The 25,745-nt window shown below is 75.2% G+C and carries 15 protein-coding genes and 4 tRNA genes; 14 read left to right on the forward strand and 5 right to left on the reverse strand.

The genetic code is table 11. The annotated features are described in order from the left end of the window. Positions 1–27: 27 nt before the first annotated feature. The 6 genes from OOT42_RS09460 to OOT42_RS09485 all read left to right on the forward strand — a co-directional run bounded on the left by OOT42_RS09460 (position 28) and on the right by OOT42_RS09485 (position 11,180). Complete coding sequence (locus OOT42_RS09460; RefSeq protein ID WP_273654608.1) at positions 28–603, forward strand: M15 family metallopeptidase; 576 nt, start codon at positions 28–30, stop codon at positions 601–603. A 171-nt stretch (positions 604–774) separates the two neighbouring features. After that, complete coding sequence (locus tag OOT42_RS09465; protein WP_273654609.1) at positions 775–4,365, forward strand: DUF4132 domain-containing protein; 3,591 nt, start codon at positions 775–777, stop codon at positions 4,363–4,365. A 2-nt stretch (positions 4,366–4,367) separates the two neighbouring features. Then, on the forward strand, positions 4,368–5,468 hold the full coding sequence (locus OOT42_RS09470) for an ATP-binding protein (protein WP_423775988.1): 1,101 nt from the start codon (positions 4,368–4,370) through the stop codon (positions 5,466–5,468). After that, the gene (locus OOT42_RS09475; RefSeq protein WP_273654611.1) at positions 5,465–7,906 is read left to right on the forward strand and encodes a DUF5682 family protein; all 2,442 of its coding nucleotides are present in this window, start codon (positions 5,465–5,467) and stop codon (positions 7,904–7,906) included. The genes OOT42_RS09470 and OOT42_RS09475 overlap by 4 nt, the downstream gene beginning before the upstream one ends. After that, positions 7,903–9,036 carry a VWA domain-containing protein gene (locus OOT42_RS09480; protein ID WP_273654612.1) on the forward strand — a complete coding sequence of 378 codons (1,134 nt, stop codon included), beginning with the start codon at positions 7,903–7,905 and terminating at the stop codon, positions 9,034–9,036. Before OOT42_RS09475 ends, OOT42_RS09480 begins: the two co-directional genes overlap by 4 nt. Beyond that, entirely contained in the window at positions 9,033–11,180 is a 2,148-nt protein-coding gene (locus OOT42_RS09485) for a hypothetical protein (RefSeq protein ID WP_273654613.1), read from the forward strand. Before OOT42_RS09480 ends, OOT42_RS09485 begins: the two co-directional genes overlap by 4 nt. Before the next feature lie 13 nt (positions 11,181–11,193). Here the strand turns inward: OOT42_RS09485 and OOT42_RS09490 are convergent, their stop codons facing one another. Beyond that, the gene (locus OOT42_RS09490; protein WP_273654614.1) at positions 11,194–14,592 is read right to left on the reverse strand and encodes a caspase family protein; all 3,399 of its coding nucleotides are present in this window, start codon (positions 14,590–14,592) and stop codon (positions 11,194–11,196) included. Positions 14,593–14,691: 99 nt separating this feature from the next. Here OOT42_RS09490 and OOT42_RS09495 point away from each other — a divergent pair, with 99 nt between their 5' ends. Next, the gene (locus OOT42_RS09495) at positions 14,692–17,829 is read left to right on the forward strand and encodes a CHAT domain-containing protein (RefSeq protein WP_273654615.1); all 3,138 of its coding nucleotides are present in this window, start codon (positions 14,692–14,694) and stop codon (positions 17,827–17,829) included. A gap of 114 nt (positions 17,830–17,943) precedes the next feature. Here the strand turns inward: OOT42_RS09495 and OOT42_RS09500 are convergent. From OOT42_RS09500 to OOT42_RS09510, 3 genes are all read right to left on the reverse strand, one after another. After that, a tRNA-Val gene (locus OOT42_RS09500) sits at positions 17,944–18,018 on the reverse strand. A 17-nt stretch (positions 18,019–18,035) separates the two neighbouring features. Continuing rightward, positions 18,036–18,106 (reverse strand) — tRNA-Cys (locus OOT42_RS09505). 56 nt (positions 18,107–18,162) lie between these two features. Beyond that, positions 18,163–18,234, reverse strand: a tRNA-Gly gene (locus tag OOT42_RS09510). Positions 18,235–18,378: 144 nt separating this feature from the next. Here OOT42_RS09510 and OOT42_RS09515 point away from each other — a divergent pair. Both OOT42_RS09515 and OOT42_RS09520 read left to right on the forward strand, forming a co-directional pair. Beyond that, positions 18,379–19,470 (forward strand): chorismate-binding protein, encoded by a 1,092-nt coding sequence (locus tag OOT42_RS09515; RefSeq protein WP_273654616.1) that lies wholly within the window; start codon positions 18,379–18,381, stop codon positions 19,468–19,470. Between the two features lie 25 nt (positions 19,471–19,495). Beyond that, positions 19,496–20,356, forward strand: a complete 861-nt coding sequence (locus OOT42_RS09520) for an aminotransferase class IV (protein ID WP_273654617.1) — start codon at positions 19,496–19,498, stop codon at positions 20,354–20,356. 132 nt (positions 20,357–20,488) lie between these two features. Here the strand turns inward: OOT42_RS09520 and OOT42_RS09525 are convergent, their stop codons facing one another. Further along, positions 20,489–20,917, reverse strand: a complete 429-nt coding sequence (locus OOT42_RS09525; RefSeq protein ID WP_273654618.1) for an SsgA family sporulation/cell division regulator — start codon at positions 20,915–20,917, stop codon at positions 20,489–20,491. A 257-nt stretch (positions 20,918–21,174) separates the two neighbouring features. Here OOT42_RS09525 and OOT42_RS09530 point away from each other — a divergent pair. From OOT42_RS09530 to OOT42_RS09550, 5 genes are all read left to right on the forward strand, one after another. Beyond that, positions 21,175–21,249: transfer RNA gene (locus tag OOT42_RS09530), tRNA-Val, on the forward strand. Positions 21,250–21,500: 251 nt separating this feature from the next. Continuing rightward, positions 21,501–23,513: a threonine--tRNA ligase gene (gene thrS, locus OOT42_RS09535; RefSeq protein WP_273654619.1), complete on the forward strand. Its 2,013-nt coding sequence runs from the start codon at positions 21,501–21,503 to the stop codon at positions 23,511–23,513. Positions 23,514–23,561: 48 nt separating this feature from the next. Then, positions 23,562–24,164 carry an HIT family protein gene (locus OOT42_RS09540; RefSeq protein WP_273654812.1) on the forward strand — a complete coding sequence of 201 codons (603 nt, stop codon included), beginning with the start codon at positions 23,562–23,564 and terminating at the stop codon, positions 24,162–24,164. 7 nt (positions 24,165–24,171) lie between these two features. Next, the gene (pgsA, locus tag OOT42_RS09545) at positions 24,172–24,783 is read left to right on the forward strand and encodes a phosphatidylinositol phosphate synthase (protein ID WP_273654620.1); all 612 of its coding nucleotides are present in this window, start codon (positions 24,172–24,174) and stop codon (positions 24,781–24,783) included. Continuing rightward, the gene (locus tag OOT42_RS09550) at positions 24,780–25,742 is read left to right on the forward strand and encodes a phosphatidylinositol mannoside acyltransferase (RefSeq protein WP_273654621.1); all 963 of its coding nucleotides are present in this window, start codon (positions 24,780–24,782) and stop codon (positions 25,740–25,742) included. Before pgsA ends, OOT42_RS09550 begins: the two co-directional genes overlap by 4 nt. Positions 25,743–25,745 lie beyond the last annotated feature (3 nt).

The raw sequence follows: 25,745 nt of genomic DNA on the forward strand, positions 1-25,745 counted from the left end.
CCGATCGGATCGGGGAGAAGGAGGTCCATGGACGGGATCGTGGGCATCGCCCAGCGCATGGCGGAGATCCGCAGCAGCCTGCAGGCCGTCGCGCCCGCACCGGCGACGCCGCGCAGCTCCGGGCCCACCTCGGCGACGGCGGCGACGTTCGCGGCCGCGCTCGAGACCGCGGTGACCGAGACGCGCGGCACGTCGACCGCGCGCGACGCGTCCGGCGTCCCCGTGGACCTCGCGCGGTACGGCAACGGCCGCATCCCGCCCCACGCGCTCGCGCCCGTCGGCACGACCGGGCACCGCCTGTGGGCCCCTGCCGCGCAGGCGTTCGGCGACCTGACCGCCGCGGCCGCCCGTGACGGCGTGCGGATCGGCGTCACCGACTCCTACCGCTCCTACGACGCGCAGGTCGACGTCGCCGCACGCAAGGGCCTCTACTCGCAGGGCGGCCTCGCCGCCGAGCCCGGGACCAGTCCGCACGGCTGGGGGCTCGCGCTCGACCTCGACCTCGACGCCCGCGCGCAGGCGTGGATGCGCGCGAACGCCGGCACCTACGGCTTCGTCGAGGACACCCCGCGCGAGCCGTGGCACTGGGTCTACTCGCGCTGAGTCCCGTGCGGCCGCCGCGGCGACCGGCCGACGCGGAGGCCACCCGGTCGCCGGGCCCCCGCGTCCCGCGGCGCGGAGACGACGCGAACGGGGGACCGCCCGACGCGGCCCCTCCTGGTGTCGGCGTCGACGGCTAGTCTCGCCGCGTCGTCGACGGTGAGGAGCGTGCGCGTGGCCCTGTTCGGATGGGTGCGGCGGGAGCAGGGTGGCGGGCCGGGCCGGGAGTGGGTCGCCGCGCTGCGCACGGCCGTCCAGCACGTCGGCGGTGACGAGGGCGTCGTCGACCACGTGCTGACCGGCCGGGACCCGGCGGTGCTCGCACGGGTCCCCGTGCAGAGCTGGTACAGCGTGAGCACGCGCGAGCTGCACCCGAAGGCCGCGGCCCTGCGCACGCTCTACGCCGGTGCCCGCGACGTCGACGCCGCGGTGCTGCGCCGCTGGGGGCACGTCCTCGACCGGGTGCACGGCGCCGCCTCGTGGGGGCTCGTGCTGGGCCCCGTCGCCGGGTGCCGCTGGCCCGAGCTCATGATCGGGCAGGCGGGCGCGTCGACGCGCGCGAGCGAGCCGTTGCCGCTCACGTTCGACGACCTCGCACGCGTCGCCGCCGTGGACGGTGCGACGCCCGCGGACCTGCTGACCGCGGTGTTCACCGTCCAGGGCTACCAGGGGCACGTGCACGGCGGGTCCCGCGCGGCGCTCGTGCGGATGCCGGGTCTCGCGGACGCGCTGACGGCACACCGCGACCTCGTCACGGCGGCGCTCACCGTGCGCGACGTCGACGGGCGCCTGGCCGCGCTGGACGTCGTGGGCCTGACCCTCACCGACGACGCCCTGGTCGACTTCGTCGAGCCGCTCGCGGTCGGGGCGACGGCGTCGAGCGCGCAGGTGCGCGGCGCCGCGCAGGCGGTGCTCGACCGGACCGGACCCGCCGCCGTGCCGCCGCTGCGCGCGCTCGCCGTGAGCGGACGGCCGGACGCGCGCGCACGCGCCCTGGACCTCCTCGCCGAGCGCCCGGACGAGTACGACTGGGCGGTCGCGACGGCCGGGGCCGACCGTGCCGAGAGCGTCCGGTCGATGCCCGCGCGCTGGGAGGCGGAACGCGCCGCGGAGGCGGCGCACGTCCCCGAGGCCCTGCCCGACGCCCCGCCACCGACCCGGTGGGGCCTGCCGCGCGCGGACGCCGAGGCCGTCGCCCGGGCGGTCGTCGGGGCGCTCGCCACCGACGTGGCGGAGGCGAACCGGCGCCGCGCGGCGTACGCACGCGCGCAGGGCGGCTCCCCGCGTCAGGAGCCCGTCCCGGGCGCGACCGAGGTCGCGGCACTGACGAAGGTGCTGGCGTCCACGCGCCCGCCGGTCCCGGGGAGCGCACGGGCGCGCCCGGACGACCGGTGGGCGCTCGCGCGGGCGCTCACGACGGCGGCGTCGCGCGGGGACGTCGACGCGACCAGCGCCGTCGCGCTGCTCGTCGCGGCGGGCCTCGCGGACCAGCAGTCGGCGCTCGTCATGGTCCTGCAGGCCGTGCACGCGCGGTCCGGCGAGCCGGACCTCCTCGGGCTGCAGCAGATGCTCGACGAGGCGGGTCTCGACGGCCGGACGCTCGTCTGGACCGCGTGCGTCACCGGCTGGATCAGCGGTCTCGCGCGCGGCTGGCCCGACGAGCACGTGTGGCCCTTCGTCGCGCGCAACCTCGGCTGGGTGCTCGAGCAGGGCCGCAGGGACGGGTGGTACGTGCAGACGACGACGTACTTCCGCATGCTCGCGACGCTGCCGACGCCCCCGGCGCGCCTCGTCGAGCACCTGTACGACCTGGCGCTGCGGGGCCGCAAGACCGACCGGGAGCCCGCGCAGCGCGCGCTCGCCGGGGACCCGCAGCGCGCGCAGCGGGCGGCGGCGGCGCTCCTCGACGGTCGCTCCGAGTCGCGACTGGTCGCGGCGCAGTGGCTCGTCGAGATCGCGGACCCGGCCGCTGTTCCCGCGCTGCGGGCGGCGTGGGACAAGGAGAAGCAGGACGTCGTGCGCGGTGCGCTCCTCGACGCGCTCCTCGCCGCCGGGGAGGACGCCGAGACCTACCTCGACCCCGCCGCCACGACCGCGACCGCCGAGGCGTACGTCGCGAAGGGCCTGCCCGCACCGCTCGCCTGGGTGGCGTGGGACACCGTGCCCGAGGTGCGGTGGGCGTCGTCGGGGGAGAGCGTCCCGCGGGCGGTCGTGCAGTGGCTGTGCGGCACGGCGGTGAAGGCGCGGTCGCCCGAGCCGAACGCGATCCTCCGGCACTACGCCGTCGCGTTCGAGCCCGAGAGCCGACGGAGGCTCGCGCACCACCTGCTCCAGACCTGGCTGACCGAGGACGTGCGGCCCGTCCCGGCCGACGAGGCGGAACGGTCGGCCCGGCAGACCGCCGCGGGGAGCCACCGCTGGCTCACCGCACCCGGCAGCCAGTACGAGGGACTGTCGGTCGACGAGCTCTACGCACGCCTCCTGCCCGCCGCCCTGCGCGCGCCGGCGGGGTCGGCGATCGCGAGCAAGGGGCTGCTCGCGGTGGTCGCCGCGTGCGGCGGACGGGAGGTCGTCGCCCCCACGGAGCGCTTCCTGCGCGAGTGGTTCGGGCAGCGGGCCGCGCAGGGCAAGGCGCTCATCGCGATGCTCGCGTGGGTGGACGACCCCGCGGCGGTGCAGCTCGTGCTCTCCGTCGGGTCGCGGTTCCGGACCAAGAGCTTCCAGGAGGAGGCGGTCCGGCAGGCGCAGGCGCTCGCGGACCGCAAGGGGTGGACCGTCGACGAGCTCGCCGACCGGACCGTGCCCACCGCGGGGTTCGGCGACGACGGCGTCCTCACCCTGTCGTACGGGCCGCGCACGTTCACCGCCCGGCTGCTGCCCGACCTCACGGTGGAGCTGCGGGACCCGGACGGCACGGTGGTCAAGGCGCTGCCGGCACCGCGCCGCACGGACGACGCCGACCTCGCCGCGGACGCGAAGAAGGCGTTCGCGGCGGCCCGCAAGGACGTCAAGGCGATCGCGACGCTCCAGCAGCGGCGGCTGTACGAGGCGCTGTGCACCGAGCGGTCGTGGTCCGCGGACGACTGGGACCGGTACCTGCTGCGGCACCCGGTCCTCGGGCTCGCCGTCCGGCGGCTCGTGTGGGTCGCGACGGTCGACGACCAGGAGCCGGTGGTGTTCCGCCCGCTCGACGACGGGAGCCTCACCGACGTCGACGACGAGCCCGTCGAGCTGCCCGAGGGCGCCCGTGTCCGCCTCGCCCACGACAGCGTGCTGGACCCGGCCGCGGTCGCCCGCTGGGTCGAGCACCTCGCGGACTACGAGGTGACGCCGCTGTTCCCGCAGCTCGGACGCGGCGTGCACGCGCTGCCGGCGGACACCGCAGGCCGGCGGGAGCTGGACGACTTCACCGGGCACGTGCTGGAGGCGTTCGCGCTGCGCGGGCGTGCGCTGCGCCTCGGGTGGACGCGCGGCGAGACGGTCGACGGCGGGTGGTTCCTCACGTACGACAAGAGGTTCCCGACGCTCGGCGTCGTCGCGCGCATCGAGTTCACCGGGAACTCGCTCCCGGAGGAGAACCGGACCGTGGCGCTGCGCACGCTGTCCTTCCACCGGAGCGGCCCCGACGGGCAGGGTGAGGTGGGGCTCACCGTCGGCGAGGTGCCCGCGGTGCTCGTGTCCGAGTGCTGGCACGACCTGCGGGCGATCGCGGCGGAGGGCACGGGGTTCGACCCCGACTGGGAGAAGCGGACGGCGGGGTACTGACGATGACGGACGTGACCGGCGAGATCCTGCGCGCACCCGCGGAGGTGGCCTACGCTGACGAGCTCGCCGCGCTCGCGGCGGCGGACGGCGGCGACCGGCCGGCGGGGTGGCGCCTCACGCCCCGCGCCGTGCGGGCGTTCGTCGTCGGCGACCCGCGGCTCGGCGTCACACGCAAGTTCTACGGCGACGACGCGCTCGTCGACCGGTGCGTCGTGACCCTCATGAGCAACCGCGGGCTGCTGCTCGTGGGGGAGCCCGGCACGGCGAAGTCGATGCTCTCGGAGCTGCTCGCCGCGGCGGTGTCGGGCGACTCGACGTGCACGGTCCAGGGCAGCTCCGGCACGACCGACGACCAGATCACCTACTCGTGGAACTACGCGCTGCTCCTCGCGGAGGGGCCGACCCCGCGCGCGCTCGTCCGCGGGCCGCTGCACCGGGCGCTCGCCCACGGCACGGTGTGCCGCTTCGAGGAGGTCACCCGCGTCCAGCCCGAGATCCAGGACGTGCTCATCGGGATCATGTCGGACAAGGTGCTGCACGTCCCCGAGCTCGACGGTCCGGACGGCGTCGTGTTCGCGGCGCGCGGCTTCAACGTGGTCGCGACCGCGAACCTGCGCGACCGCGGCGTGCACGAGATGTCGAGCGCCTTGAAGCGCCGGTTCAATTTCGAGACCGTCCGCCCGATCCGCGACCGCGACCTCGAGCGGCGGCTCATCGTCGAGCAGACGACCGGTCTGCTGGAGCGGGCCGACGTGAGCACCCGCCTCGACCCGGACGTCGTCGACCTGCTGGTCACGGCGTTCCACGACCTGCGCGACGGCGTGACGCAGGACGGTGTCGTCGTCGAGCGCCCGTCGGCCGTCATGAGCTCCGCCGAGGCCGTCGCCGTGGGGTACGCGGCGGCCCTCGACGCGCACTACTTCGGCGACGGGCGCGTCGGGGGCGAGCACGTCGCGCGGCAGCTCATCGGGACGGTGCTGAAGGACAACCCCGAGGACGGCACGAAGCTGCGGCACTACTACGACGTCGTCGTCGGGCCGCGCGCCCGGCGCGACCGGCGGTGGAAGGCGGTGCTGGAGACGCGCGCCGAGCTGGACCGGTGACGGCAGCGCTCCCCACGACCGGCGACGTCCGGGACCTCGCGGCCCGGCTCGTGTCGGACGAGCTCGTGGTCGTCCCGGTGCGGCACCACAGCCCGGCGTGTGCGCGCGCGGTCGCGGACGCGTTCGCGCGGCACCGTCCCTCGCGCGTCCTCATCGAGGGTCCGCGCAGCTTCACCGACCTCGTCGACCTCCTGTGCCACCCCGACGCGCAGATGCCGCTCGCGGTGTACGCGTGGTCGCGTCCCACGGGGAGCGGTGCGGGCACCGACGGGCGGCACGGCGGCTACTACCCGTTCTGCGACTACTCGCCCGAGCTCGTCGCGGCGCGCCTCGGCCGGGCAGCGGGTCTGCCCGTCGCGTTCTGCGACCTCGAGGTCGCGGAGCAGGCCGCCGCCGCGGAAGGCACGGTCCTGCCGGGCGACGGGTCGCTGCTGCGGGAGGACGCGTACCGCCACAGCCGCGCGCTCGCCGCGCTCGTCGAACGGCTCGGCTGTCGGGACGAGGAGGATCTGTGGGAGCTGCTCGTCGAGGCGGACCCCGACGCGGGCGGGCCCGACGAGCACCTCGCGCGGCTGACGGCCTACTGCCTCCTCGCCCGCGCGGACCACACCGACGCCGACCTCGACGCGGACGCGACCCGGGCGCGCGAGGCCGAGATGGTGTGGCACGTGCGCGAGGCCCTCGCGGCCCGGGCGCCGGGCGACGGACCCGTGCTGCTGGTCCTGGGCGGGTTCCACGCGGTCGTCGTGCCCGACCTGCTGATTGCGCCGCCTCCGCGGCCGCAGGTCGACACGCGCCACGTCGAGCAGGGGTCCGCGCTCGTGCGGTACGGGTTCGACCGGCTCGACCGGCTCTCGGGGTACGCGAGCGGCATGACGTCGCCCGCCTGGCACCAGCGCATCTGGGACGCCCGCGGCCGCGGCGAGCCGGCGGTCGACGCCCGCGCGTCCGCCGTCCTCACGGTGCTGCTGGACGTCGCCGACGAGCTGCGGACCCGCCACCACGCACCCGTCGCGACCCCGACGCTCGCCGCGGCGCACCGCCAGGCCCTGCTCCTCGCCGACCTGCGGGACCGCCCGGCGCCCTTGCGCAGCGACCTGCTCGACGCGGTGACGAGCTGCCTCGTGCAGGGGGACGCGGACGCCGACGGACAGCTCGTGCGCCGGGTCACGCGCGGCGTCCTCACGGGGCACGCCGTGGGGCGGGTCCCTCCGGGCGCGGGCACGCCGCCGCTCGTGCGCGACACGCTCGAACGCCTCCGTGCCCTGCGCCTCGACGTCGACGGGATCGAGCCGCGGACCGTCTCGCTCGACCTGTACCGCAACCCCGCGCACCGGCGCACGAGCCGCGCGCTGCACGGCCTGCGCCTGCTCGCCGTGCCGTTCGCGGAGCACGTCGCCGGGCCGGACTTCGTGCGGGGCACCGGGCTCGCACGCCTGCAGGAGCGCTGGACGACCCTCTGGACCCCCGCGACCGAAGGGCTCCTCGCCGAGCAGTCCATGCTCGGGTCGACCCTGCCCGAGGCCGTCGACGTGCGGTTCGGCCGGCTCCTCGACTCGGCGACGGCCGACGGTCGCGTCCCGACGAGCGTCGAGGCGGCGGCGCTGCTCGCGCAGGCCGCCGTCGTCGGGCTGCACGACCGCGCGGTGCACGTGTCGGCGGTCGTGCAGGCCGCGCTCGCCGCGGAGACGTCGTTCGCAGCGGCCGTCGAGGCGGCCGGTGCCCTCGCGCTCCTCGAGGGCGGGCGGGAGCCGTTGGAGGCGGCACGTCTGACGGCTCTCCCGACGCTCGTCGCGACCGCGTACGCGCGCGCACTGTTCCTGGGCGCCGGGCTGCGGGGCGCGGAGGAGCCGGGGGAGGCCGTCGCGACCGCGCTGACCCGGCTGCGCGAGCTGGTCGCGTCGCCGGCGGGTGCGGCGCTCGACGAGGAACCGTTCTGGGGGCTCGTCGACGGGCTGCGGCGCGAGCACGAGCACGCCCTGGTGCGCGGCGCGAGCGCGGGGATCGCGGCGACCGTCGGCCGGCTCGGTGTCGACGACCTCGCGCGGGACGTCGTCGGGCACCTCGACGGCTCGGTCCCGGTCGCCGAGTCGGTCGCGTTCGTCCGCGGGCTGCTCGCGACGTCCCGCGAGTCGACGTGGCAGGAGTCGGGGCTCGTCGCCGGGCTGGACGCACGCCTGTCCGCGTGGGACGACGCGACGTTTCTCGCCGCGCTGCCCGACCTGCGGCTCGCGTTCACCGACCTCACGCCGCGTGAGACCGACCGGGTCGCAGGGATCGTCGCGGGGCTGCACGGTGGGGCCCGACCCGACCTGACGGTGCGGCGCGACGTCGACGCCGCGACCGTGCAGCGTCACGCGGAGGTGTCCGCGCTGCTCGCGACCGCGCTCGTGGACGACGGCCTCGGCGCCTGGGTCGACGCGGGAGGGGCCGCGTGACGACGTCCGACCGCTGGCGGCTCGTGCTCGGCCGGTACGCCGACCGGCACCTGCCCGCCCCGACCGATGCGGCGGCGCTGCGCGCGGAGGCCGCGCTCGACTACCTCTACGGGCGCGAGTACGCCGGTCGCGGCGGGCGGCCGGACGGCGACGGGTCCGGGGCCGGGGGACCGGGGACTCTCGACCCGTCCGCACCGTCCGTCGTCGACTGGCTCGGCGAGGTCCGCGAGCTCTTCCCGCGCGAGACGGTCGAGGTGGTGCAGCGGCACGCGCTCGACCGGTACGGGCTGACCGAGCTCGTGAGCGACCCCGAGGTGCTGGCCCGGATCGAGCCCGACGAGCACCTGCTGCGCACGCTGCTGCTGCTCAAGGGCCACCTCGACCCGCGGGTCATGGCCGAGGTGCGGCGGATCGTGCGCGTCGTCGTCGACGACCTGCGCCGTCGGCTGGAGAGCGAGGTCCGTGCGGCGTTCACCGGGCGGACGAACCGGCACCGGCACAGCCCGCTCGCGCGCGGGACGAGCTTCGACGCGCGCGGCACGGTCCGCGCGAACCTGCGGCACTGGGACGCGGACGGCCGGCGGCTCGTCGTGGAGCGGCCGCTGTTCTTCGAGCGGAACACGCGCCGCATCCCCTGGGAGGTCGTGCTGCTCGTCGACCAGAGCGGCTCGATGGTCGGGTCGGTGATCCACAGCGCGGTCATGGCGGGGATCCTCGCGGGCCTGCCCGCGTACCGGTTGCGCCTCGTCGCGTTCGACACGAGCGTCGTCGACCTCACCGAGGTGGCGGGCGATCCCGTCGAGCTGCTGATGTCGGTCCAGCTGGGCGGCGGGACCGACATCGCCCAGGCCGTCACCTACGCGGGGCAGCTCGTGGAGAACCCGTCACGCGCCGTCGTGGTCCTGGTGAGCGACTTCTGCGAGGGCGGTCCGCCGTCGGCGCTCGTCGCGGCCGTGCGGCGCCTCGTGGAGGCCCGGGTCAGGACGCTCGGGCTCGCGTCGCTCGACGGCGAGGCGCACCCGTTCTACGACCGGCGCATGGCCGAGCAGCTCGCGGACGTCGGCATGCCCGTGGCCGCGCTGACACCCGCCCGGCTCGCGGAGTGGCTCGCCGAGGTGACGGCCCGATGACGCTCGACGACCTCGTCGCGCTGCTGGCGCGGTACGACGACGACGCGTGGGTCGCGATCGCCAACCGCGGGCTGCTGCGCCGGGCGCGCAAGGACCTCGAGACCGTGCATCCGGTGGTCGTCGGTCCTGCCGACGCGGGCGCCACAGTCGACGCGGTCGAGGTCGCCGTCGGGGACCGCGTCGTGCGGTTCGGCGCGACCGGGCCGGCCGACGCGACGTGCACGTGCTCGAGCCCTGTGACGTGCCAGCACGTCGTCGCCGCGGGGCTCTGGCTCGCGACGGGCGGCGGTGCCGGCGGGGACGCGCTGCCCGCGGTCGACCGCCCGTCGGTGGAGCGGTCGCCACGCGCACCCGACGAGCCGGCCCGGGTGGCCGCGCCAGCAGACGGCGCAGGGAGCGCGCACCCCACCGACCCCGCCGACCCGCTGCACGACGAGCTGATGGCGTGGGACGCCGCCACCCTCACCGCGCACGCCGGGCTCGCCGGCTACCGCTGGGCGCACCACCACCTCGACGACGCCGACCAGCCCCCCGAGCTGACGCGCGGCTCGTACCTCGCGGTGACGTTCCCGCAGGGCGTCACGGTGCGCTACCTCGGCGGTGGCCCGGCGGGTCTCGTCGTCGACCAGCGCGTGCCGGCCGTCGAGCGCTACCAGGTCGCCGCGGTGCTCGCCTGGCAGCGCGCGCACGGCCGGGTGCTCCCGCCACCGCCCCCGCGCGCGACGGAGCGTCCCGTGACGGAGTCGTCGCTGTCCCAGCACGAGTCACGGGCGCGGCTGCGCGCCGCCGCGGCGACCCTGCTGCGGGACGCGGTCGCGGTCGGGGTGTCCCACCTGTCCCCGGCGCTGCACGACCGGCTCGTGACGGCCGGGGTCTGGGCGCAGGGCGTCGAGTACCACCGGCTCGCACGCGTGCTGCGGCGCCTGGCCGACCAGGTCGACCTGCTCCTCGTCCGGTCGGCGCACGCCGACGACCTCGCCCTGCTCGACGAGCTCGCCCGGGCGTACGCCCTGGTGCGCGCGCTCGACGCGGCCGCGGCCGCCGGGAAGGAACCCGTCGGCCTGGTCGGGCGCGCACGCTCGACGTACGACCTCGCGCGCACGCTCGACGTCGTCGGGCTGGGCGGGGTGCCGTGGCGCACCGGCTCCGGCTACCACGGCCTCACGTCGGTGTTCTGGTGCCCGTCCCGCGCCCGCATGCTCACCTGGACCGACGCGCGTCCCGACACGCTCGCCGGGTTCGACCCGCGGGCGCGCTGGCGCCAGCCCGCGCCGTGGCCGGGCCTGCCGACGCCCGCGGCCGCGGCCGGTGCCCGGCTCACCCTCACCCACCCGCAGCTCAGCGCCGACGGCCGGCTCTCGGGCGTCGAGTCGTGCACCGCCGCCGTCACGCGCCTCGACGGGCCGTCGCTACGCGCGCTGCTGCCCGTGACCACGTCGTGGCGCGACGTGGCCCCCCTCCGTCCGCTGTCGCTCACCGACCCCGCCGATCCGGCGACCTGGGTGGTCCTCGCGCCCGCCGGCGCAGCGCCGGTGGCGTGGGACCCGACCGCGCAGACGCTGCGCTGGCCGCTGCTCGACGCGTCCGGCGACGTCGTCGCGCTCGAGGTGCCGTGGTCGCGGCTGCACGCGCACGCGATCGGTCGCCTCGAAGGCCTGACCCAGCCGCCGGCACCCGGCACCCTCGTGGTGGCACGCGTCCGCCGGCGCCACGGCGCGCTCGTCGGCGAACCCGTCGCCCTGGTGCCCCCGGACACCGACGGGCGGGCAGTCGACTGCCTGCACTTCGACGACCCCTCCGGCGCCGGTCGACCGTCCACCCTCGTGCGGTCGCTGCTCGCCGCCGGCGCCGACGACGCGGACGGCCCTGTGGACGACCACGACTCTCCCGTGGCGCTGCCGGCACCGATCGTCGCGCTGCGTTCGCTCGTCGAGCGACAGGCCCAGCGCGGCTGCTCGGGCGTGCCCGGCGACGACGTGCGGCGGGCGCTCGGCGCGGCACACGCGTCGTTGCGGGGCGTCGGCCTCACGGTGTTCGTCGAGCCCGACCGGGACGAGGACGTCGCCGTCCTGCTCCTGCGCTCGCTCTACCTGACGCAGCAGGTGGAGCATTTGCTCGGCGGCGAGCCCGCGGCGGTCGGCTGACGCGACCGTCCTCTCAGGAGCGGCCCGCGGACCCTCGGTCGGAGGTGGCGACGCCCTCCGGCACGGTCGGGTCGTGGGCCGGCGCCGAGGTCGGAGCCCCGTCGGTCAGAGCGGCGCGAAGCGCGTCGACCCCGGCGGGCGTGGCGAAGTAGCCGAAGTGGTTGCAGGCGACCGGGACCACCTGGACGGCGGGCACGCGCCCCGGCGGGACGTGCGCCCCGCTCGTCGTCGCGACGGCGATGTCGTGTTCCTGCCCGAGGAAGGCGAGGTCGACGGCGTGCCCGAGCAGGTCCTTCAGCCTGGCGACGACGACCGCGGCCCACCCGTCCGGCTGTGCTCGCGCGATCAAGGACGTGTTGCCGACGAGCGCGGTGCAGGGCACGTGCGGGTCGCCCGCGGTGAAGAGCGCGTCCAGCACGTCGGAGCCGGGCTTCATCTGGTCCAGGGCCGTGTCGGCCTTCTCGAGCGCGCCGACGAGCAGCGACAGGACCTGCGCCGGCCAGAAAGCAGGACCCACCCGGTTCAGTGCGAAGGTGATGCCGACGATGGCGAGATCCTCGATCGTCGACCACGGCGAACCGCCCGCGGGTGCGCCGGCCGTGACGAGCCGGTGCACGGCGACGGTGGGCTCGCCCGCGGGCGTCGTCGGCCCGAGGACCTCGACCATCCACCGGGAGACCAGCCCACCCATCGAGTGCGCGACCACGGTGATCGCGTGGGTGCCGGTGCCCAGCCCGACGTCGAGCAGCGCGCCGCGGAGCGCGGCCGCCGTCTCGGGGATCGGGGTGTCGAGGTTCTCGTAGTCGAACGTCAGCACGACGTCGTACGCGGGCTCGCGCATGCTCCTGCCGCCGGGTGGTCGGAGGAACGCCTCGGCCATCCCGCGGGTGTCGCCGATGATGCCGTGCACGAGGACGAGCACGTCCCCGTCGGGACGCGCCGCGAGCGCTCTGCGGATCTCGCCCCGGTCGTCGGTGCGCGGGATGCGGTCGCCGTCGGTCGTCGCGAGCGCGAGCCGGACGACGGTCGCGGACCGACGCGTCGCCCGACGCACGATGCGGGTCACGAGCAGCCGGATCGCGCTCCCCAGGCTCCGGACGGGTTCCTCGGGCGGAAGGTGCGAGACGACCAACCGGTTGCCCTGCCCCCAGCCCACGGGTAGGTAGACGTCTCCGAACATCCCGACGACCAGGAGGCTGTCCTCCCGGGGCGGGCCGTCGAGCGTGAGCAGCAGCGGTTGCTCGGGCGAGACGGACTCGGGACGGACCACGTTCGTCAGCGTCAGCACGTCGACGGGCTCCGCGCCGTCCCGGTCGGTCACGAAGGAGAACGGCCGGACCGACTCGGGGTCGTCGCGCAGCCCGGGTGGCGTGACGCTGCGGTCGCCGTCCCGGGTGGCGAAGCCTTGCGAGCTCAGACTGGCGTCCGCGCGGAGCAGCGGATGCGGCTCGACGAGCACGCCCGGCGCCAGCTCGGCGGCTACGGGGCCGACGGTGCGCCCGGCGAGCGGACGCTCGGCGACCAGCGCGAACCGCAGTACGGCCCAGTCCGCGACGGGAGCGTGCGTCGGGCGGCCCCACTCGCGATCCCGGACGGTCGAGACGAGCCCGTGGAACGCCTCGCCGTGCGCGGCGTCCGCGAGCCGCTCCGCGTCGGTGCGCGTGCTCGAGAAGTCCAGCGGGGGCTGGGTCAGGGAGGCGAGGTCGAACGGCGCGGTGCTGAGCAGCACGACCACGTCGTCCGACCGTCGGGAGTGGCCGGCGTGCCAGAGCTCGTCGGGGACGATCTCCGGCACCGGCTGCCCGCCGAAGCTGGCGAGGGTCCGGCCCGGGTCGATCGCGGTCGCGACGTGCCCGGGCGTCGGGGAGCCGTCGACGGCGTAGCTCTCCGTGAGACCGAGTATCGCGCCGTAGAGGCGTGACGGCGTCCCGTTCGTCACCCGGAGGACGAACTCCTGCGGCTGGTCGCCGACGTACGGCATCAGGACCTCGCCGCGGGCGGGGACCTGTCGCTCGTCGTGCGGTCCGCGGACGGTGAGCTCCAGGCGCACCGAACCGACGTCGATCCGCGTGCCCGGGTTGTCCAGCGAGCGCAGCCGGTGCCAGCGCGACATGTGGGTCGCGAGGTCGACGGCTCGTGTGACGGACGCGGCCGGTGCTGTAGTCGTGCGGCTCAGGTCGGTGACCCGGTACCCGGTGTCGTGCCGTTCGATCGTCAGCTGCGCCGGCTCTCCGACCACGAGGTCCAGCGAGCCCGCGAGCCCCTCGGTGACGTCGGTGGCGTCGGACGTCCGCACCAGTGTGCGGGGCGCCGGCCAGGCGGTGACGATCGCCGGGTAGCTCCGCGACTCGTCCAGGGTCGGCTCGAGCGACACGATGCTCGACGCCGGGCCGACCGAGACGACGCGAGCGACCGCGACCGGGGCCGTCGTCCCGGGGTCGGTGCCCGGGGGGAAGACGTCGAGGACGGTGGTCCCGGCCGTCGTCGGGACGGGGACCTGGTGGATCAGCCCGGCGTCCAGCGTCCAGCCGGCAGCCTCGTGGGTCACGAGGTGGTGCCGCGGGCGGTCGTCGAGCGCTCCCGAGAGCACCCGTGCCCGCGCGTCGCGGTCGTCGGTCACCTCGAGCTGGGGGTCTTGCTGCTCGGCCCAGTCGCGGACGGTCGCCGCGGCGGAGCGGACGAGGTCGTCGTAGGTGACGCCCTCCCGTGCCGTGCTCAGCGCCAGCTCGAGAGCGGCCGTGAACACGCCACGGCGGCTGCCGGCGACAGTGCGCTCTTTGGCGGTCTGGTCGGCTCGGCAGGCAGCGAGAAGCACGTGGCGGCCGCGCGGCGCGTGCCAGCCGCTGCCTGTCGACGCGCTCGAACCGTCGGGGTGAGGTGCGGACGGCGACGCGAGGTGTGTCCCGTCCAGGCCGACCGGGGGAGCGTCCTCGCGGGGCTGTGCCTGGCGCACGCCTGCGGCCTCGTCGAGGTCGCGGGTGCCGCTGCCGGAGTGGCAGCAGTCCAGGACGACGGCGACGTGGGCGCCGCCGTGCGCGACCTCGGCGACGAGGGCGCCCAGCTCCGTGTCGACCAGGTCCCGACCACCCGGCGTCCGGCTGTCGACGAGGACCAGGGTCTCGTCCTTGCCGTCGATCTCGCCCGGGTCGGCGCTCGGTTGCCGCGAGCCGTGGCCGCAGTACCAGAACACTGCCACGTCGTCGGGACCCGCGGCGCCCAGGTGCTCGCGGAAGGCGTCGACGACGGCCTGGCGCGTCGCCTCCTCGTCGCGCAGGACACGGACCGACTCCGACGTCGTCGTCCCCGACGCGGTGAGGAGTCGCTCGACCGCATCGACGTCGGCGACGCAGCCGTGGAGCGACGCGGTGCCCACCGGGTAGGTGTCGATCCCGACCAGCAGTGCCCGCAGCATCCGGCTCACCTCACGTCCGGGGCGCGCCCGGTGCACGGGGATGGACAACTCAGGTCGGACATACTATGACAGAAGGGTCACCAGCAGAAAGGGTGCCCCATGGACGAGTACCAGGGCCCCGCGCTCGGCGACCTTCCGGTGTCGAGGCTCGCGATGCGTTGCGTGCTCCCGAGCTTTCCGATCCTCGCCTGGGGCGACGGCCACGAGCTCCCCGGGGAGGAGGCTGACGGCTCCGACCCGGCGCCCGAGCGTGTCGCGGCGGTCGTCGCGCTGCCGGGCGTCGAGCCTGACCTCCTCGCCCGCTTCCGCGACGCCGTCATCGCGGGAGAGCCGGGGGCCAGGCGCGCGTGGACCGCCGTGACGGCCTCGGTGCGGAGCATCCTCCCCGACGTCGACGCGGACCTGCGGTCCAGCCTGCAATCGAGGTCATACGGCGATGCCGCACGCGACGCCCCTGTGGTCGTCGCCCTGGCCACGATGGTCGGAGACCACGAGACCGTCGTCACGGCACGGGTCGTGGCCGCACGCGCCGCGTTCGCGATGCGCGACCTCGACTCCACGATCGCCCACTACGAGCTGGCCCTCGGTGTCGAGGACGCGTCGCGGTCCGTGCGGTGCGCCGTCCACGACAACCTCGCGCTCGCCCTGACCCAACGGGGCGGGGACGACGACCTCGACCGGGCGGTCGAGCACTTCACCCTCGCGCTCGCTCTCGCCGACACCCCGGCCGACCGGACCGCGGTGCGGTCGAACCGCGCGGACGCGCTCACCGCCCTGGGGTACTTCGACCTCGCGGTCGCCGAGCGGGAGGCCGTCGTGCGCGTCTGGCGCGACCTCGGCATGCCTCCGGTCAGGATCGCCGTCGCGCTCGACAACTGGGCGCTCGCCCTGCAGAGCGCGGGGGAGCTGGAGCGCGCGCTGGCGCCGCTCGTCGAGGCCGCGGGCATCTTCCCGCACGACGAGCTGGCGCACCGGAGCACCAACGCGATGGCCCGGCAGCAGGTGCTGAGCCAGCTCGGCCGGACCGACGAGGCGGCGGCCGCATTCGTCGAGGCGTTCGACCTGGCCCGTGAGGCCGCGCGGGCGGAGCTCGAACCGGCGCACTTCCGCGCGGGACTGCGGCAGGCGCTCCACACCTGCCCGCAGCCGCACCCGGACAGCGTGGCGTGGTTCGTCGCGGCCCTGGGCGCCCGCGCCGAGGAGCGCAGGCAGGACGCCGAGGCCGCGTTCTCGCGGGCCGCTGCGATCGCGCAGGACGTCGGTGACAGCCTCATGTTCCTGCGCTGCGCCGCGAACGTCGCGGCGATGTACGCCGACTTCGGCGAAGCCGGGGCCGCCACGGCCCTGTGCCGCCAGGTCCGCGGTGACGCCCTCAGCCGCGGGCTCGCGGCACCGGCGGCCATGGTCACCGGGACGATGGCGGTGCTGCGTTCGGGTGCCTCGGAGGGCGACATCGCGCCCGTGCGGCTGTTCGCGGAGTCGGAGCGGCTCGACCAGGTGAACCGCGCGGTGATGGACGAGGTCGGCGTCCCGCCCGACCACTTCGAGCGGCACGCCGCCCACTCCGTCGGCAAGCTCGAGATGGCCATCGCCTCGATCGCCCACGACGCGGGAGCGGACCGCCTGGCCGAGACGTACCTCCGCGCCGCGCTCGCGGCGCTCGACGGTCTCGACGCGCCCTTCGAGCGGCTCAATCGCACGGCCGGTCTGCTCGACGTCATCCGGGGCGACGTCTCCCGCCGCTCGGAGGCGGAGGCCGTGGCGGCCGATCTTCTGCGGCTGCTCTCCGCCTCCGGTCTGCCCGACCAGGGTCGGCTGGTCGGTCACCGGGCTCTCGCTGCGTTCCTCGGTCCGGGTGACGCCGCCTCGCTCCCGCACCTGCGGGCCGCCGCCGACGCGCACGAGAGGTTGCGGCGCGGGCAGCAGGACCCGGACCGGCGCGAGGGACTGGAGCGGTCGCACCAGGTCATCCCCGCGCTCGTCTCGGCGCTCGTGGCCCAGGACGCTCCCGCCGACCAGATCCTCACCGCGCTCCAGCGCGGTCGCGCGCGTCGGCTGCTGGACGTGCTCGGCGAGCGCTCGGGCGGGTCCGCCGAGCCGCCGGACGCCGAGACCGTTCGCCGCCTCGTCGCCCGACTGGGTGCGGACCAGGCGCTCGTCGAGATCACGGCCGTGCACGACGGCCTGCTCGCGCTCGTCGTCACCGCCGACGCGGTCCACCCGGTGCACGTGACCGGCAGCCTCGACGCGCTAGCCGTCGCGCAGTGGGGCGACGCCGAGGTGCGCGCTGCCGACGTGGCCGGCGTCGTCCGCGGCTCGCCGCTCCTGGCGGACCTCGTGGCCGGTGTCGAGACCGTCCTGCCTCGGGGCGCCGGCGTGCTGGTCGTGACCGACAACGCCATGGCGAACCTTCCGCTCCACCTCGTCCCGGTGGACGGGAGCACGTGGGGCCGTCGTCGCTCGTACGGCCGGGTCGCCGCCGCGGGTGTGCTGGCGCACTCGCCGGCACCGCGCGTGTGGCAGGGCGTCTCCCTCGTTGCCGGCGACTCCCGGGGCGACCTGCCCGGCGCCGCGGCGGAGTGCGCCGAGATCGCCGCCCTGCTCGGCACCGAGCCGGTGGTCGGCCCCGCGTGCTCGCTCGACCGGCTCAGCCGACGACTGCAGCGGGACCTCGACGTCGTGCACCTGGCCGTCCACGGACGCGCCGACGTGCGCCGCGGCGGCCGGGGCAGCCTCTTGCTCGCCGACGGCGACGAGCATGTCGCCTGGACGCCTTTCGACGAGCTGGCGCGCCTGCCGTGGCGAGCGCAGGTGATCGTCCTGTCCGGGTGCAGCACGGCGGTCGGCGGGCCGCGCGACGGCGTCGGTCTCTACGGCGTCGCGCAGGCCGCCGCAGAGGCGGGAGCGACGACGGTGCTGGCGAGCCTCTGGCCGGTCGCCGACGACGCCGCGTCCGCCGTGATGACGGCGCTCCACCGTGAGCTGGCCGGGCGCAGGGCGGCAGGCGACGCCTCGGTCGACCTGCGAGACCTCCTGCGCACGGCCGTCGTCGCGGTGTCCGGCACGTCGACCGCGGACCACGCCCCGGTGCGCGGGGGCCGGGAGTTCGGCGCGCCGGCCGGCGTCGCCGCACCACCGGTCCCGCACGTTCCCGACACGCTGCGCGACGCGCTGCGGTGGGACGGGTTCGTCGTGCTCGGTGACCCTGTCGTCCATCTCCAGCGTGCGCACGTCTGAGGCGCCGCCGCCCGGGACGGCGCCCCTGCTGCGTCCGGGCGTGTCCCGCGCGTGCGTGGACGACCGAGGGCCGCCCCGGTTACCCGGTGACGGCCCTCTGACGTGCTGTGATGCTGGTGGGCGATACTGGGATCGAACCAGTGACCTCTTCCGTGTCAGGGAAGCGCGCTACCGCTGCGCCAATCGCCCGTGGGGGACATGCTGCGAGGTGGAGATGGGATTCGAACCCACGTATACGGCTTTGCAGGCCGCTGCCTCGCCTCTCGGCCACTCCACCCTGAGACCGCAGTCCTCAGCGACTGAGGAACAGTCGATCAGGAGTGTCTGCCTCCGAGCGGACGACGGGATTCGAACCCGCGACCCTCACCTTGGCAAGGTGATGCTCTACCACTGAGCCACGTCCGCACTGCACGTCCCCCGGTTCTCACCGGCGTTCCGTGTGCGTCCCAGACTCTAACCGAGTCTTCCGGCAAGAGTCCAACTGGCTCCCCGAGGCCGATGATCACGCGGATCTGCGAGGTCGGACGGGTGCGTCGCTACCGTGTGCGGGTGCACGAGCAGCCCTCCGTGAGCCCTGGGACCGCGTGGTTCGGCGACGTCGAGGCGTCGGGTGTCGTGGAGTGCGTCGACGTGCGTGACCAGCCCGGACGCCTGCGCGAGCCCGGCTGGTGGGCGGTCGTGGGCGAGTTCGAGGGCCCGGTGCGCGCGTGGCGGTTCGCGGAGGTGGCTCGCCGTCGTCCGCGGGGTGACGCGTCGGCGTGGCGTGGGCCACAGGCGTCCGACTGGGTGTCGTCGACGGGGGAGGACGCGTACCGCGCGGCGGTGGAGCGGGTCCGTGCGGCGGTGGCGGAGGGGGAGGTCTACCAGGCGAACCTCTGCCGGGTGCTGTCGGCGCCGCTGCCGGCCGACGGCGACGGTCACGAGCCGGACGCGCGTGCGCTGGCCGCCGTCCTGGCCGCGGGCAACCCGGCGCCCTTCGCGGGCGGCGTGCACGTGCCGCACGGCGGCGTCGTCGATCCCGTGTGGGTCGTCAGCGCCTCGCCCGAGCTGTTCCTCCGCGTCGAGGGCGGGGTCGTGACGTCCGCCCCCATCAAGGGGACCGCGGTGACGGTCGACGGCCTCACCGCGAAGGACCGCGCCGAGAACGTCATGATCACGGACCTGGTGCGCAACGACCTGCAGCGCGTGTGCCTGCCCGGCACGGTCGAGGTGACGACGCTGCTGGGCGAGGAGCAGCACCCCGGCCTGGTGCACCTCGTCTCGACGGTCCAGGGCACGCTCGACCCGGTCGTCGCCGGCGCGCCCGACCTGTGGGCGCGCGTGCTCGACGCGACCTACCCGCCGGGCTCCGTGTCGGGCGCGCCGAAGCTCGCGGCGCTCGACCTCATCGCCGCGCTCGAGACGGCACCGCGCGGCCCGTACTGCGGCGCGGTCGGCTGGGTGGAGGTCGCGCAGGACGGGTCGGTGCGGGCCGAGCTCGCGGTCGGCATCCGGACCTTCTGGTGGCGTGACGGCGCGCTCCGGTTCGGCACGGGCGCCGGGATCACGTGGGGGAGCGACCCCGACGCGGAGTGGGCGGAGACGGCGCTCAAGGCCGAGCGGCTCGTGGGGCTCGCGTCCGCGCCGGCTGCGCGCCCGTGACGTGTCCGGGTGGGAGACTGGCGCGATGAGTGTCGTGATCTGGTCCGACGGCGCGCTGCGCGAGCCCACCGACCCGCTCGTCACCGGCGTCGACCACGGCCTGACGGTCGGCGACGGCGTCTTCGAGACGTGCGCCGTGTACGAGGGTCAGGCGTTCGCGCTGACCCGGCACCTGCGCAGGCTGCGCCGTTCCGCGCTCGGCCTGGGTCTGGGCGAGCCGGACCTGGACGAGGTCCGGACGGCGGTCGAGAAGGTGCTTGCGGCCGCGGGCGACGCGGGCCGGCTGCGCATCACGCTGACCGGCGGCCCCGGCCCGCTCGGCTCGCACCGCTTCGAGCCGGAGGCGCAGCGGCAGACGCTCGTCGTGCTCGCCGGTCCGGCCGCGCGGGCGCAGGACTCCCGCGTCGTGCGCGTCCCGTGGGTCCGCAACGAGCGGTCGGCGGTCGCGGGGCTCAAGACGACGTCGTACGCGGAGAACGTCGTCGCGCTGGCCGAGGCTTACCGGCAGGGTGCCGACGAGGCGGTCCTCGCGAACACCGTCGGCGAGCTCTGCGAGGGCACCGGGTCGAACGTGTTCGTCGAGCGCGGCGGCGAGCTCGTGACGCCGCCGCTGTCGAGCGGCTGCCTCGCGGGCATCACGCGCGAGCTGCTCCTGGAGTGGGGGGCGGCCGACGGCCTGCCCGTCCGCGAGGCGGAGCCGGGCGAGCTGTCCTACGACGTGCTGGACGAGGTCGTCGCGGGGGAGTCGCACCTGCTGCTGAGCGGGTCGATCCGCAACGTCGCGCCCACCGTGCGGGTCGACGCCACCGACGTCGTGGCCGGGCCGCTGTCGCTCGCCGCGCAGCGGCTGTTCCAGGAGCACGTGGGGCACGACCTGGACCCGTGACGCTCCGTGCGGGGGTCCCGGGACGCCGGCGCGTCCCGGGCGCGGCCGTCGACGCACGCGACGCGCGCCGACCCCGGACACACGACGACCGGCCCCGCCCGTGGAGGCGGAACCGGCCGGTGGGTGCTGCGATCAGGCCGTGAGCAGCGCGGCGATCAGGGCCGTGATCTCGCTCTCCATGCGGGCGCTCTCGGCTCCCAGCGGGACGAGCGCCTCGGTCTCGGCGAGGAAACGCGTGATCGGCTCGGTCGGCGCGGCGAGCAGCGCGCTGCCCTCGACGCCGTTGAGCGACACGAGCGTGTAGTCCGGGTCTTCGTCGCGCCACACCTGCACGTCACCGGTCCCGGCAGGCGCGTCGGCGGAGGCGAGCATCCCTAGGGACAGCAGCTCGCGGCCGAGGAGCCACGTCGACATGGTGTGAGGTCCCGTGAAGACCGCGCGCACCGTGTACGGGTCCGACGTGCGGAAGGAGAGCTCGGCGCTGACCGGGATCACGCTCGCGTCGGAGCCGATCAGCTGCATGGCGACGACCTCGACGACGTCGTACGACGACTGCGTCATCGGGTCCTCCTGTCTCGTGTCTCGCTAGGGCTGGAGGTCCCATCATGGCAGGACGCATGCCCGATTGGACCGGTCCTCCGCGCGAGTTCACCCGGAGGGACCTGTGCCATCACCCTCGACGGCGAGACCGGCCGGTCGACCCTCCCGCGTCGATAACGGTATCGGGCGCGGGGCCGTCGGCGGTACCGGTCCCGGTTCGGAATCTGGCCGCAGGTTGGGTAGCATCCTCTTCGACGTCGCCCCCGGGTGGCCGTCGCGGGCGATTGGCTCAGTGGTAGAGCGCCTCGTTCACACCGAGGAGGTCACTGGTTCGAACCCAGTATCGCCCACCATCGAAGGCCCTGACCGGCGAACCTGCCGGTCAGGGCCTTCGTCGTGCAAGGACGCCGCCCGGCGTGCCCGTCCTCGCCGCGGGCCCGTGAGGTTCACCCGTTCGGCCCACCCGCCGGGGGGTCGCGCGGACCGTGGCGGGGCGCCGGCCCCGGTCCCTGCCCTGGGGAATCACGGCCGGTCGCGTCGCCGCTCGCCGGTAGCATCGAGGGGCCCGCCGCCCGGCCGGCACCCACCCAAGGAGGCAGCACCCGTGCCCGAGCTCATCCACCTCACCGTCGACGGCACCGCCACGACCGCCGAGCCGGGGACCACGGGCACGCAGCTCTTCGCCGACCGCCGCGACGTCCTCGTCGCCCGGGTCGACGGCGAACTCCGCGACCTGCACCTCCCGGTGCCCGACGGCGCGGTCGTCGAGGGCGTCACCGCGGCCGACCCCGAGGGCCTCGCGGTCCTGCGGCACTCGGCGGCGCACGTCCTCGCGCAGGCGGTCCAGGAGATCAACCCGAAGGCGAAGCTCGGCATCGGCCCGCCCGTGACCGACGGCTTCTACTACGACTTCGACGTCGACACCCCGTTCACCCCCGAGGACCTGCGCGCGATCGAGAAGGTCATGGGGCGCATCGTCAAGGAGGGCCAGACCTTCCGCCGGTGGGACGTCACGGAGGCTCAGGCGCGCGAGGAGCTGAAGGACGAGCCGTACAAGCTCGAGCTCATCGGCCTCAAGGGCGACCCGGCCGCGGCCGACGGCGCGTCGGTCGAGGTCGGCCTCGGCGGCCTGAGCATCTACCAGAACGTGCGCGGCGCCGGCCGCGAGAGCGAGCAGGTCGTCTGGCAGGACCTCTGCCGCGGCCCGCACGTGCCGTCGACGCGCGCGCTCGGCAACGGCTTCCAGCTCACCCGGTCCGCGGCCGCGTACTGGCGCGGCAGCGAGAAGAACCCGCAGCTGCAGCGCGTGTACGGCACCGCGTGGCCGACCAAGGACGAGCTCAAGGCGTACCTGGACCGTGTCGCCGAGGCGGAGCGCCGCGACCACCGCCGGCTCGGCAACGAGCTCGACCTGTTCTCCTTCCCGGACGAGATCGGGTCGGGCCTCGCGGTGTTCCACCCCAAGGGTGGGCTCATCCGCATGGAGATGGAGGCGTACTCGCGCAAGCGGCACGTCGAGTCGGGGTACTCCTTCGTCAACACCCCGCACATCACCAAGGAGCGGCTGTTCCAGCTCTCCGGGCACCTCGACTGGTACTCCGACGGCATGTACCCCCCGATGCACCTCGACGAGGAGCTCGACGACGAGGGCAACGTCAAGCGGCAGGGGCAGAACTACTACCTCAAGCCGATGAACTGCCCGATGCACAACCTCGTCTACCGCTCGCGCGGTCGCTCGTACCGCGAGCTGCCGCTGCGGCTCTTCGAGTTCGGCACCGTCTACCGGTACGAGAAGTCCGGGGTCATCCACGGCATGACCCGGGCGCGCGGGTTCACGCAGGACGACGCCCACATCTACTGCACCAAGGAGCAGATGAAGGACGAGCTGACGAGCCTGCTCACCTTCGTGCTCGACCTGCTCAAGGACTACGGCCTCGACGACTTCTACCTCGAGCTGTCGACCAAGAACCCCGACAAGTTCGTGGGTTCGGACGACGTCTGGGAGGAGGCGACCGAGACGCTGCGCCAGGTCGCCGAGGCGTCCGGCCTCGACCTCGTGCCCGACCCGGGCGGAGCCGCGTTCTACGGCCCGAAGATCTCCGTGCAGGCCAAGGACGCCATCGGGCGCACCTGGCAGATGTCGACGATCCAGCTCGACTTCAACCTGCCCGAGCTGTTCGAGCTCGAGTACACCGCGCCGGACGGCTCGCGCCAGCGGCCCGTCATGATCCACCGCGCGCTGTTCGGGTCGATCGAGCGGTTCTTCGCGGTCCTCACCGAGCACTACGCGGGCGCCTTCCCGGCCTGGCTCGCGCCCGTCCAGGTCCTCGCCGTCCCCGTCGCCGAGCCGTTCGAGCCCTACCTCGAGGACGTCGTCGCGCAGCTCCGGGCGCAGGGCATCCGTGCCGAGCTCGACCGGTCCGACGACCGGTTCGGCAAGAAGATCCGCAACGCCTCGACGCAGAAGATCCCGTTCGTGCTCATCGCCGGTGGCGAGGACGCGGATGCCGGTGCGGTGTCGTTCCGGTACCGCGACGGCCGCCAGGACAACGGGGTGCCCGTCGCCGAGGCGGTCGAGCGCATCGTCACGGCCGTGCGCGAGCGCGCGCAGGTCTGACCCGTGAGCACCACCGACCCCGGCGCCGGGGCCGCGCACGACGACGTCGTGCCGCGCCCCGGCTCCGGGGCGACCGACCGGCCGGACGACCTCGCGGGCGTGCCGGACGCCTTCGAGCGGCTCTGGACGCCGCACCGCATGGCGTACATCGGCGGGCAGGACAAGCCGACCGACGCGGACGCGGGCCCCGGCTGCCCCTTCTGCCGCATCCCGTCGCTGTCGGACGAGGACGGTCTCGTCGTCGCGCGCGGCGAGACCGCCTACGTCGTCATGAACCTCTACCCCTACAACTCGGGGCACGTCCTGGTCTGCCCGTACCGGCACGTCGCCGACTACACCGACCTGACGGACGACGAGGTCGCCGACGTCGCGACGCTCACGCAGACCGCCATGCGCGTGCTGCGGGCCGTGTCCGGGCCGCACGGCTTCAACCTCGGGATGAACCAGGGCGACGTCGCAGGCGCGGGGATCGCGGCGCACCTGCACCAGCACGTCGTCCCGCGCTGGGGCGGCGACTCGAACTTCCTCCCGATCGTCGGGCGCAGCCGTGCGCTGCCCGAGCTGCTCGGCGACACCCGGGCGCGCCTCGCGGCGGCGTGGCCCGGGTCCGGCGCGGCCGGGACCGACGACGACGCCGACGTGAAGGGATGACGGGCACGTGCTGAACCGACTGCGGGGCGCGATGCAGCGCGTCCTCACGCCGCTCGCCTCGGCGCTGCTCCGCCTGGGGGTGTCGCCCGACGCGGTGACGATCGCGGGCACGCTCGTCGTGGTCGTGACCGCGCTGTGGGCCTTCCCGACGGGTCACCTGTTCCTCGGGGCGCTCGTCATCGGGCTGTTCGCGCTCACCGACTCGCTCGACGGCGTCATGGCCCGGCAGTCCGGGCGGTCCGGGCCGTGGGGCGCGTTCCTCGACTCGACCCTGGACCGGTTCGGCGACGGCGCGATCTTCGGCGGGCTCGTCCTGTGGTTCTTCGGGCGGGGCGACGACGACGTGGCCGCCGTCCTTGCGCTCGCGTGCCTCGTCCTCGGGTCCGTGGTGCCGTACGCCCGCGCCCGCGCCGAGGGGCTCGGCATGACGGCGTCGGGTGGCATCGCGGAGCGCGCTGACCGACTCGTGGTCGTGCTCGTCGCGACCGGTGCCGTCGGCCTCGGTGCGCCGCCCGTCGTGCTCACCGTCGTCCTCGGCCTGCTGGCCGTGGCGTCGGCGGTGACCGTCATGCAGCGGATGGCCAAGGTCCACCGCCAGGCCGTCGGGGTGACCGAGTGAACCTCGACGTCGCCCGTCTCTACCGGCTCGCGTGGCGGTACGCCGGCAAGCTGCCCGGCCCCGTCCTGCGGGGCGCCGCACGGCTCGCCGCCGACGTGACCTGGCTGCGCCGCGGCGGCGGGGTCCGGCGTCTCGAGAAGAACCTCGGCCGGGCGCGGCCCGACCTCGACGCGCGTGCCCTGCGGCGCCTGAGCCGTGCCGGCATGCGCTCCTACATGCGATATTTCACCGAGGCGTTCGCGCTGGTCGGCGTCTCGCAGGAGCAGGTCGACGCCCGGGTGCGCGCCGTGCACCGCGAGCGCGCGCAGCCGTACCTCGACGCCGACGGCCCGATCCTCATGGCGCTCGGTCACGTCGGGAACTGGGACCTCGCGGGCGCGTGGGCGACCCGACACCTCGCACCCGTCACGACGGTGGCCGAGCGCCTCGAGCCCGAGGAGCTGTTCCAGGAGTTCGTCGCGTTCCGCGAGAGCATCGGGCTGCGGATCATCCCGCTGTCCGGAGGCGGCGACGTGTTCCGCGACCTCATCCGCGCCGCACGCGGCAGCGCCGCCGTGATCCCGCTGCTGGCGGACCGCGACCTCACCGCGAAGGGCGTCGAGGTCGACCTGTTCGGACACCGCGCGCGCGTCGCGGCGGGGCCGGCGGCGCTCGCGGTGTCGACCGGCGCACCGCTGTTCCCCGTGCTGGTCCGCTACGAGCGGCTGCGCGGCGCCCGCCGCCGGGCCGCAGGCTCGCCGTGGGGCGTCACGATCGAGTTCAGCCCGGTGGTGCCCGTGCCGGAAGGGCTGCCGCGCGCCGAGCAGATCCGCGTCATGACGCAGGCGTGGGTCGACGCCCTGGCCGACGGCATCCGGCAGTACCCGCAGGACTGGCACATGCTGCAGCGGGTGTTCGTCGACGACCTCGACCCGGCCCGGTACGCGGCGACCGTCGAGGCCGCGAGGAGCGAGCCGTGAGGC

It is taken from the genome of Cellulomonas fimi, from assembly GCF_028583725.1.
In the GTDB taxonomy this organism is placed as follows: domain Bacteria; phylum Actinomycetota; class Actinomycetes; order Actinomycetales; family Cellulomonadaceae; genus Cellulomonas; species Cellulomonas fimi_B.

Excerpts from the sequence above, each read along its gene's own strand:
- OOT42_RS09525 (WP_273654618.1), bottom strand. The coding sequence starts at position 20,917 with ATGACGCAGTCGTCGTACGACGTCGTCGAGGTCGTCGCCATGCAGCTG.
- OOT42_RS09495 (WP_273654615.1), top strand. The coding sequence starts at position 14,692 with ATGGACGAGTACCAGGGCCCCGCGCTCGGCGACCTTCCGGTGTCGAGG.
- OOT42_RS09485 (WP_273654613.1), top strand. The coding sequence starts at position 9,033 with ATGACGCTCGACGACCTCGTCGCGCTGCTGGCGCGGTACGACGACGAC.
- OOT42_RS09490 (WP_273654614.1), bottom strand. The coding sequence starts at position 14,592 with ATGCTGCGGGCACTGCTGGTCGGGATCGACACCTACCCGGTGGGCACC.
- OOT42_RS09460 (WP_273654608.1), top strand. The coding sequence starts at position 28 with ATGGACGGGATCGTGGGCATCGCCCAGCGCATGGCGGAGATCCGCAGC.
- OOT42_RS09520 (WP_273654617.1), top strand. The coding sequence starts at position 19,496 with ATGAGTGTCGTGATCTGGTCCGACGGCGCGCTGCGCGAGCCCACCGAC.
- OOT42_RS09470 (WP_423775988.1), top strand. The coding sequence starts at position 4,368 with ATGACGGACGTGACCGGCGAGATCCTGCGCGCACCCGCGGAGGTGGCC.